The organism is Novosphingobium sp. FG90, from assembly GCF_057808725.1.
The window spans coordinates 45,816-55,192 of sequence record NZ_JBMDIO010000032.1 but is presented as its reverse complement, the minus strand read 5'-3'; the positions used below and the strand labels follow the sequence as shown (position 1 = coordinate 55,192).

General features: G+C 66.3%; 8 protein-coding genes and 1 tRNA gene. 2 read left to right on the top strand and 7 right to left on the bottom strand.

The features are described from left to right. Positions 1–232 precede the first annotated feature (232 nt). Positions 233–694: a hypothetical protein gene (locus ACODRZ_RS21245; protein WP_488972415.1), complete on the top strand. Its 462-nt coding sequence runs from the start codon at positions 233–235 to the stop codon at positions 692–694. Position 695: 1 nt separating this feature from the next. Here ACODRZ_RS21245 and ACODRZ_RS21240 read toward each other — a convergent pair whose 3' ends face one another. The 5 genes from ACODRZ_RS21240 to thyA all read right to left on the bottom strand — a co-directional run bounded on the left by ACODRZ_RS21240 (position 696) and on the right by thyA (position 6,067). Continuing rightward, positions 696–1,274, bottom strand: coding sequence for a YdeI/OmpD-associated family protein (locus ACODRZ_RS21240; protein ID WP_488972414.1), 579 nt, complete (start codon positions 1,272–1,274; stop codon positions 696–698). An 11-nt stretch (positions 1,275–1,285) separates the two neighbouring features. Beyond that, positions 1,286–2,641 carry a dihydrolipoamide acetyltransferase family protein gene (locus ACODRZ_RS21235; protein WP_488972413.1) on the bottom strand — a complete coding sequence of 452 codons (1,356 nt, stop codon included), beginning with the start codon at positions 2,639–2,641 and terminating at the stop codon, positions 1,286–1,288. A gap of 5 nt (positions 2,642–2,646) precedes the next feature. After that, entirely contained in the window at positions 2,647–3,699 is a 1,053-nt protein-coding gene (locus ACODRZ_RS21230) for an alpha-ketoacid dehydrogenase subunit beta (RefSeq protein ID WP_488972412.1), read from the bottom strand. Then, positions 3,696–5,006, bottom strand: a complete 1,311-nt coding sequence (locus tag ACODRZ_RS21225) for a 3-methyl-2-oxobutanoate dehydrogenase (2-methylpropanoyl-transferring) subunit alpha (protein ID WP_488972411.1) — start codon at positions 5,004–5,006, stop codon at positions 3,696–3,698. Before ACODRZ_RS21225 ends, ACODRZ_RS21230 begins: the two co-directional genes overlap by 4 nt. 104 nt (positions 5,007–5,110) lie before the next feature. Further along, positions 5,111–6,067, bottom strand: coding sequence for a thymidylate synthase (gene thyA, locus ACODRZ_RS21220; RefSeq protein WP_488972410.1), 957 nt, complete (start codon positions 6,065–6,067; stop codon positions 5,111–5,113). Positions 6,068–6,246: 179 nt separating this feature from the next. On the opposite strand from thyA, the gene ACODRZ_RS21215 reads away from it, so the two are divergent. Further along, positions 6,247–6,323, top strand: a tRNA-Pro gene (locus ACODRZ_RS21215). A 67-nt stretch (positions 6,324–6,390) separates the two neighbouring features. On the opposite strand, the gene ACODRZ_RS21210 is transcribed toward ACODRZ_RS21215, so the two are convergent. After that, on the bottom strand, positions 6,391–7,146 hold the full coding sequence (locus ACODRZ_RS21210; protein ID WP_488972409.1) for a FadR/GntR family transcriptional regulator: 756 nt from the start codon (positions 7,144–7,146) through the stop codon (positions 6,391–6,393). 120 nt (positions 7,147–7,266) lie between these two features. Continuing rightward, positions 7,267–9,324, bottom strand: coding sequence for an ATP-dependent DNA helicase RecG (recG, locus tag ACODRZ_RS21205; RefSeq protein WP_488972408.1), 2,058 nt, complete (start codon positions 9,322–9,324; stop codon positions 7,267–7,269). Between the last annotated feature and the right edge of the window lie 53 nt (positions 9,325–9,377).

Below are 9,377 nucleotides of genomic sequence, written 5' to 3'. Positions count from 1 at the left end.
CCCGCGACCTCCGGCGTGACAGGCCGGCACTCTAACCAACTGAGCTACACCCGCGTTCTTGCGGTTGCGTCCGCTTGGGAGCGCCGCCACTAGGCCAGCCTCGCAGGGCTGTCAACGGCTTTGCGGAAGGCTTTTTCATTTTTTCGGCGACGGTGGAAATTAACCTTATTTTCGCGAGTGGCGACGCAGTCTTGCCTCGGGGTCGCACCGGGCGGCCGGGGGAGAATTACCCGTGGTTACAACCAAGCGCATCCTCTGCACGCTAGCCCTGACAGCGGCCGCCTGCACCGGCAGCGCCCTGTCCGCCGAGGCCCGCTGTAACAGCGCAATCGCGACCGCCAGCGCCGTCTTCGTCGAACGGGTCGATGCGCTTAATGGGCGCAGGCTGGAGCCTGCCAGCATGCTCGCACGCGGGGACCGGGTCGTGACCGTGGTTACGTGGCGACGGATGCGCGGGACCGGCGGCTTCGTGCTGACCAACCCCCTGCCCGCCCGCCTCGCCTACCAGCGCAGCGCCAGCGACATGCAGGAAGTCTCGGTCGACGGCGGGCGCTCGTGGGGGCGTCTGGAGGCGATGCGGGTCGATGGACGGCAGGCGACGCCCGAGGACGTCACGCATGTGCGCTGGCGCATCCCCGCCAGCTACGCGGCGCTGGGTCAGGGACGCATCGCCTATGCGGGCGTGGTGCGCTGAATCAGCACTTCTCGTATTTCCAGTTGCGCTTCTTGCCCTCGGCGATCCACTCCACCGCCTGCGCCATGCGCTTTGCGCGCGTCGCGGCGGTCTTCGCCTCGGTGATCCATTCGAGATAGTCGCGCCGCGCGGAGGGCGAGAATGCCTCGTAATGCGCGCTCGCCGCGGGAACGCCTTCGAGCGCTGCCGCGAAATCATCCGGCATGGCGATTTCGGGCTTGGGCTTGCGGACCTGTTTTACCGCCGTGCCTTTGGTTTCCACGCGCCCGCGCGCGGCCTGCAGCTTCTGCACCAGCTCTGCTTCGCCCGGCAGGTCGGCAATCGCGGTGATGCGGCCGAACTGGCCCATCGCGTCGCCCTGCCGTCCATCACCGTGAACGACGAACGTGCAATGCGCCTTGAACGCCGCCATCCCGGCGACGTTCTTTCCGTTCACAAGGAAGTGCGGCATCCCCCACTTGATCGCCTCTTGCGTCTCGGGGAGCGCGCGGTGCGCCAGTTCGCGCAAGTGTTCGAGGATCGGGCGGGCGAAATCCGCGGCTTTGGCGATATATTCGTCTACGCGCGGATCCCTGCCCATCTGCTCTCTTCCTACCCCGCGAGTATCAGCGCAGGTGCCTCGATCAGTTTCCTAAGGTCCTGTGCGAAGCTCGCCGCATCCCAGCCATCTACCACACGGTGATCACAGCTCATCGAGATATTCATCAGCTTGCGCTTCTCGATCCGCTCGATGCCATCGGCACCCTTCACGAACATCGGCCGCTCGACGATGCGGTTGGGACCGATGATGGCGACTTCGGGGCGGTTGATCACGGGCGTGGTGGCGACGCCGCCCATCGGCCCGAGCGAAGTCACGGTGATCGTCGAGCCCGAAAGCTCCGACGACTTGGCCGACCCATCGCGCGCGGCGTTGGCGAGGCGGGTGATCTCCGCCGCCAACTGCCACAAGTTTCGGTCCTGCGCATCGCGGATCACCGGGACCATGAGGCCACCGGGGGTCTGCGCCGCCATGCCCAGATGCACCGAGCCGTAGCGCGTAACCACGCCCGCCTCGTCGTCATAGTGCGCATTGAGCATCGGATACTTGGGCAGCAGCTTGCAGATCGCCGTGATGAGGAACGGCAGCATCGTCAGTTTGGGCCGTTCACCGCGCCCGGCGTTGAGTTGCGCGCGGGTCTCCTCCAGCGCGGTGACATCGTACTCCTCGACATAGGCGAAGTGCGGGATGTTGCGCTTTGAAGCGGCCATGTTCTCGGCGATGCGGCGGCGCAGGCCGATGACGCGGACCTGCTCGTCCCTGCCCTTCATGCCTGCGGGCTGGAAGCCGCCGCTGGCGTTGTAGGAGAGGAAGGCGTCGAGATCGCCATGACGCACGCGGCCGTCATCGGCGGGGCGGACTTCGGACAAGTCGATACCGAGATCGCGCGCGCGCTGGCGCACGGCGGGGCTTGCGAGAACCTTGCCGTGAGGGCCGGGCTTGGCCGCAAGCGTGGGCGCGCAGGCTTCGACAGGCTCAGCCCGAGCGGGAGTGGGTTTGGGTTCGGCGACCTTCACAGGTTCCGGCTCAACATCCGCTCGTGCTGAGCTTGTCGAAGCACCAGCCACCACCTTCTCAACATCGCCCGCATCCGGCGTTTCCGCTTCAAGCCGTTCCTCGACCACCGCTGCCTTCGGAGCAGGCGCACGCCCCTCCTCGTTCCCGGCGCCTTCAATCTCGATCACCACCAGCGGCGAGCCGATGGCGATCACGTCGCCCGCCTCGCCCGCCACTTCGACCACGGTGCCCGAAACCGGGCTTTCCATCTCGACGGTGGCCTTGTCCGTCATCATGTCGGCCAGGCGACCGTCTTCCTCGACGGTGTCGCCGACCTTGACATGCCAGGCGACGATCTCGGCCTCGGCGATGCCTTCCCCGATGTCGGGCAGGCGGAAAATATAGCGTCCCATCCCAATTATTCCTTCATGAGCCGATCGACCGCCTCGCCGATGCGGACGGGACCGGGGAAATAGGCCCACTCGAGGCTGTGCGGATACGGCGTGTCGAAGCCGGTCACGCGCTCGACAGGCGCTTCGAGGTGGTAGAAGCAGCGCTCCTGCACCAGCGTCACCAGTTCGGCGCCGAAGCCGGAAGTGCGGGTCGCCTCGTGTATCACCAGGCATTTCCCCGTCTTCTCCACCGACTTTTCCACAGTCGCCATGTCGAGCGGGACAAGCGTGCGCAGATCGATGATCTCCGCATCGATGCCTTTTTCGGCCAGCACTGCTTCGGCGACGTGAACCATGGTGCCGTAGGACACCACCGTCAGCGCAGCACCTTCGCGCACGATCCGCGCCTTGCCGAGCGGGGTCTTGTAGTACCCCTCCGGCACCAGACCGCCGGGATGACCCTTCCAGGTGCGCGAGGGTTTGTCGTAGTAGCCGTCGAACGGGCCGTTGTAGATGCGCTTGGGCTCGAAGAAGATGACCGGATCATTATCCTCGATCGCCGCGATCAGCAGGCCCTTGGCGTCGTGCGGCGTCGCCGGGATCACGGTCTTCAGGCCCGCGACGTGGGTGAACAGCGCCTCGGGGCTCTGGCTGTGCGTCTGCCCGCCGAAGATGCCGCCGCCGAAGGGCGAACGGATCGTGATCGGCGACGTGAACTCGCCCGCCGAACGATAGCGCATGCGCGCCGCCTCTGAGACGAGCTGGTCGAGGCCGGGATAGATATAGTCCGCGAACTGGATCTCCGGCACCGGACGCAGGCCATAAGCGGCCATGCCCACCGCCGCACCGACGATGCCGCATTCGTTGATCGGCGAATCGAACACGCGGTTGCGGCCGTATTTCTTCTGCAGGCCCGCCGTCGCGCGGAAGACGCCACCGAAATAACCGACGTCCTCTCCGAGAATGACGATGTCGGGATCGCGCCCCATCATGATGTCGAGCGCGTCGTTGATCGCCTCGATCATGTTCATCGAGCGGGTCGGCGCGTCGTGGAGGCTCAACGCATTCTCTTCGGTCATGCGCCTTCTCCCTTCCATTCGGGCCATTTGATCTCGCGCTCGCGGATGGCCTGCGCGGCCTGTTCCTCGAGGTGCCAGGGCAGTTCCTCGAAGACGTCCTCGAACATCGTGTGAAACGGATGGTGCAGACCGTGGCCGAGGACGCCGTTCTTCTCGGCCTCCTTGGTGGCGAGCTTCACCTGCTCGACCAGTTCGCGGTCCATCGCCTCCTGCTGCTCCTCGGACCATTCGCCAAGGGCGATGAGGTGTTTCTTGAGCCGCATGATCGGATCGCCGAGCGGCCATTCCTCGCGCTCTTGCGCGGAGCGGTAAGCGCTGGGATCGTCCGAGGTGGAGTGCCCCTCGGCGCGGTAGGTGAAGTGCTCGATCAGGGTCGGCCCCTGATTGGCGCGGGCACGGTCGGCGGCCCAGCGCGAGGCGGCATAGACCGCCAGCGCATCGTTGCCGTCCACCCGCAGTCCCGCGATGCCGTAGCCTGCCGCACGCGCCGCGAAAGTCGTGCGCTCGGCTCCGGCGAAGCCCGAGAAGCTGGAGATCGCCCACTGGTTGTTGACGACGTTCAGCACCACCGGCGCGTTGTAGACCGCAGCGAACGTCATCGCCGCGTGGAAGTCGCCTTCGGCGCTCGATCCCTCGCCGACGAAGGCGGTGGCGATGCGGGTATCGCCCTTGATCGCGCTGGCCATCGCCCAGCCCACCGCCTGCGGGTACTGCGTGGCGAGGTTGCCCGAGATGGAGAAGAACCCGTAATCCTTGGCCGAGTACATGACCGGCAACTGGCGGCCCTTCAGTTTGTCCGCGCGGTTGGAGTAGATCTGGTTGACCATCTCCACCAGCGGATACCCGCGCGAGATCAGGATGCCCTGCTGGCGATAGGTCGGGAACACCATGTCGTCGTGGGCCAGCGCGTGGGCATGGGCGACCGAGATCGCCTCCTCGCCGGTGCACTTCATGTAGAAGCTGGTCTTGCCCTGCCGCTGCCCGCGGTACATCCGGTCGTCGAAGGCGCGGGTCAGTGCCATCGTGCGCAGCATCCGCCTCAGCGTCTCGGCATCGAGGCCCGGGTTCCAGAGGCCGACCGCGCGGTCATCGTCATCGAGGACGCGAATCATGTCGGTGGTCATCGGCCAGGTCTCGCTGGCCGGGCAGCTCTCGTCCGGGCGCCCCAGTTGTCCTGCAGGCGGCACCGTCAGGTGCGAATAGTCGACGATGTCGCCGGGCCGGTAGCGCGGCTCTGGTACGTAGAGTTCCAAGGGCGGGAGATTCCCGCGCGCCCTTCCCGTATCTGGTGCCGTTTTTTCGGCCATTTCAACACTCTCCCGCCAAGGTCGGGCCGTCGGAACCCGCCCCGCGACAGGCGAAGCAAAATTCCACGGTTAAGTCATATTATTTCAAACCTTGGTAATGTCAATTACACCGCAACCGGCGCGGCGATATGCGCCTGCGGGGCATATCCGGCGACTTCGAAGTCCTCGATCCGGTAGTCGAAGATCGAATCGGGACGCCGGAGAATCGCCATCGTCGCCTCGCCTTCCGGCGCGCGCGAGAGCTGTTCTTCGACCAATGCCGAATGGTTGAGGTACAAGTGGACATCACCACCGGTCCAAACGGCCTCACCCGGTTCAAGGTTGCATTGCTGCGCCATCATCCGCGTCAGCAAAGCCAGCGACCACATGTTGAAGGCGAAGCCGAGGCCGAGGTCGCAACTGCGCTGATAGAGCAGGCACGAGAGCCGCCCGTCCGCGACGTGGAACTGGTAGGTCTTGTGGCACGGCGGCAGCGCCATCGAATCGAGTTCGGCGACGTTCCATCCCTCGATGATATGGCGACGGCTGCCGGGGTTCTTGCGCAGACTCTCGATCACCTGCGCCACCTGGTTGATGCCGGGACCGCGCCGGAACAGACCTTCGCCGACAGGCTCATACGTCTCCCAGTCCACCCACTGCTTGCCGTAGACCGGGCCGAGATCGCCCCAAGCCTCGGCGAAGACCTCGTCCGCCACGATTCGCGCGGAGAAGTCCTTGCGGCTGATCTCCTCGCCCGTTTCGCGGCGGTAGCGATCGAGCGGCCAGTCGGTCCAGATTTCCACCCCCTGCGCGCAGAGCGGGCGGATATTGGTGTTGCCGGTCAGGAACCACAACATCTCGCGCGTGGCGGTCTTCCAGTAGACGCGCTTGGTGGTGAGCAGCGGCATCGCCCCGCCCGCAAGATCAAACCGGATCGTCGCGCCGAAGACCGACCGCGTGCCCACGCCCGTGCGATCAAGCCGCTCGTCGCCCTGCTCCCAGATGCGGCGCATGAGGTCGAGGTACTGCCACTCCCAGTGCGGGGTTGCGGTGGAGGCGGTGCGAAGCGCGGTGGTGGTCATGGCATCAGACTATCCGTCCGGGCGCGCCAGCGAAAGCACCTGCGCCCGATGCTCCCCAGCGCAATCCGCCACCATTTTCACAAGGTTGAAGTTTTTCCCAAAAGCCCCCTTGCCACCCCCGGAAGTGCCCTATATAGGCGCCCTCCTGCCCGGGGCGGTCTTCGGATTGCCCCTCTGGTCGGGGAATAGCTCAGCCTGGTAGAGCACTGTCTTCGGGAGGCAGGGGCCGGAGGTTCGAATCCTCTTTCCCCGACCAATTTATACGAGAACGGCGTGTCGCAAGACGCGCCGTTCGTCGTTTCAGGCCCCCACTTTTACACGTCTCAGCGCGAAAAATAGCGCGAACGCATTTCCGCCACCCTCGCCCGCGCATCCGCGACGGCGCGTTCCTCGATCGCTACTAGCACGTGCTCGATCGAGCCCTCCAGATGCATCCGCACCGCAGCACGTGCCCGCGCCGGATCGCGCGCCTTCAGAGCAGCGAGAATCTCCACGTGCTGCTGCAGGCTGTAGCGATAGTTGTGGTTGCGCGCCTCTTCCAGCATCCGGCGGCACTCGGTCGAGCGCGAGCGCATGTCCCACAAGTCGCGCACGCTGCGCTCCACCGCGAGGTTGCGGGTGGCATGGGCCATGGTCATGTGAAAATCGGTCAGCGCCGCCTGCCAGTCCTCGAACGAGCCATCCTCCCGGCGCATCGCGGCGACGGCGCCGTCCAGCCGCGTCAGTTCCTCGTCGGTGATGTTCGCGGCCGCGAGCGATGCGGCCTCGCCCTCGAAGATCAGGCGCGCCTGTGCCAGTTCCATGGGCGTCACCTCGGCCGTGGATCGCGGCTCGTCCTCCGGCAGTCGCAGGACATAGGCGCCGGACCCTATGCGGACCTCGACCACGCCCATCACTTCCAGCGCCAACAACGCCTCGCGCACGACGGGGCGGCTGACGCCCATGGTCAGCGACAAGTCCCGCTCGGCGGGCATGCGCGCGCCGACGGAATGGAGACCGGCACGAATCTCCTCGATCAGCCGCGCCGCGACCTTGCGATAGAGGCGCGGCGACGGCGATTCGTCCTTTGCTTGGTCCAACGGCATCCCTCCCTGCGGTCCGACCGGTTGTTCCGGTTTCGCAGGATCTGTCTTACCAGTTGGCCTTGAGCCGGGACAAGCGGTGCTCCTTCACAGGCAAGGCAGATTGCCGTTACAGGCTCAGCCCGAGCGCAGAAGCTGCACGCCCCAGTCGCGCTCGAAGAGATAGAGGAGCAGCCGCGCCGCCTCTCCGCGCGGCCCTGCAAGGCCGCCGTCGCGCTCGATCAGCAGGCGCGCGTCGTCGTGGGCGAGCGGCAGCAGCTTGGTGATCTGTTCGAGGCTGGCGATGCGGAACGGCGTGTCGCCCGACTGACGGGTGCCGAGCAGCTCACCGCCGCCGCGCAGTTGCAGGTCTTCCTCCGCCAGCCGGAAGCCGTCCTGTGTCTCGCGCATCAGGGCGAGGCGCTGGCGGCCGGTTTCGGACAACTGGTTGCCGCGCAGCAGCAGGCAGGTGGACTTGCCTGAACCGCGCCCCACGCGCCCGCGCAACTGGTGGAGCTGCGCGAGGCCGAAGCGTTCCGCCTGCTCGATCACCATCAGCGTGGAATTGGGCACGTCGACGCCGACCTCGATCACCGTGGTCGCGACCAGCAGCTTGGCTTCGCCCCGTGCGAAGCGCTCCATCGCCGCGTCCTTGACCTCCGGCCGCAACTGGCCGTGGACGAGCGCGACGGTATCGCCGAAGCGCTCCTTGAGCGCCGCATAGCGCGCCTCGGCAGCGGCGAGATCGTCGGTCTCGCTTTCGTTGACCATCGGGCAGACCCAGTAGGCCTGCTGGCCCGTCTCGATATGGCGTGACAGGGCGCCGACCACATCGTCCAGCCGCTCCACCGCAACGACGCGGGTGTCGATCGCCTGACGGCCCGGCGGCAGCTCGTCGAGCTTGGAGACTTCCATCTCGCCGTACTGCGCCAATGTCAGCGTGCGCGGGATCGGCGTCGCTGTCATCGCCAGCGTATGCGGCGCGCGGCGGCCCTTGCGCGACAGCATCAGCCGCTGACCGACGCCGAAGCGATGCTGCTCGTCGATCACCACCAGCGCGAGGTTCCTGTATGCCACGCTGTCCTGAAAGATCGCATGGGTGCCGACGACGATCTGGATCGAGCCGCCCAGCAGGCCCATCAGGATCGCCTCGCGCGCCTTCCCCTTGTCGCGCCCGGTCAGCAGCGCGATCTCGACTCCGGTGCCCTGCAGCATGCGCGAAAGCGTCTCGTAATGCTGGCGGGCGAGGATTTCGGTGGGCGCCAGCAGCGCCGCCTGCGCCCCTGCCTCCACCGCGATCAGCATCGAGGACAGAGCCACCACTGTCTTGCCCGACCCCACGTCGCCCTGCAACAGCCGCAGCATCGGCGAGGGCTGCGCCAGATCGCCCTCGATCTCCCCGATCGAGCGGGCCTGCGCGCCGGTCAGCGCGAAGGGCAGTTTCAGCTTGGCCCGCAACGAGCCATCGCCGACCAGCGGCGTGCCGCGCTGCGAGCGGTTGCTTTCGCGCACCAGCATCAGCGCCAGCGCGTTGGCGAAGAGTTCGTCGTAGGCCAGCCGGTCGCGCGCGGGGCCGTTGACGCCGCGATGGGCCTCGGTCAGCGCCTCGCGCCAGAGCGGCCAGCCGGTCTTCGCGGTGAGGCTGGGCTCGATCCATTCGGGAAGCTCGGGGAGCGCCTTCAGCGCCTGCGCCACCAGCGAGGCCGCACGGCCCTGCGTCAAACCTTCGGACAGGGGATAGACCGCCTCGCACAACTGCCCGATCGGCGCGGACGAATCCTCCGACACATGTTCGGGATGCACGATCTGGAGCATCTGGCCGTACTGGTCGATCCGCCCCGCCACCCAGCGCGTCTCGCCGACGGGCAACTGCTTCTTGCCCGTATAGGAGGCGCGGCCGAAGTATGTGACGGTGCAGATGTTGCCCGCTGCATCCTCCGCGATGACACGGAACGGCCCGCGTCCGCTGGGCGAGCGGTGTTCGCGCACCGTGAGCGCAACGATGACGTTCTCGCCCACGCCCGCCTCGTCCAGATTGATGATGGCGCGCCGCTCCACGAAGCGGTCGGGCAAGTGATACGCAAGATCCCTGATCCGGGTAAGCCCCAGTTTTTCCAGCGGCTTGCGCAGCTTGGGACCGACGCCTTCCAGCGCCTCGACTTCGACGAACAGGGAATTGAGAGCTTCAGGCCGCATGACGAGCGCCTCTTAGCGCGAGTGGGGACCGTTTCGCCAGAGCGGGCGGAACC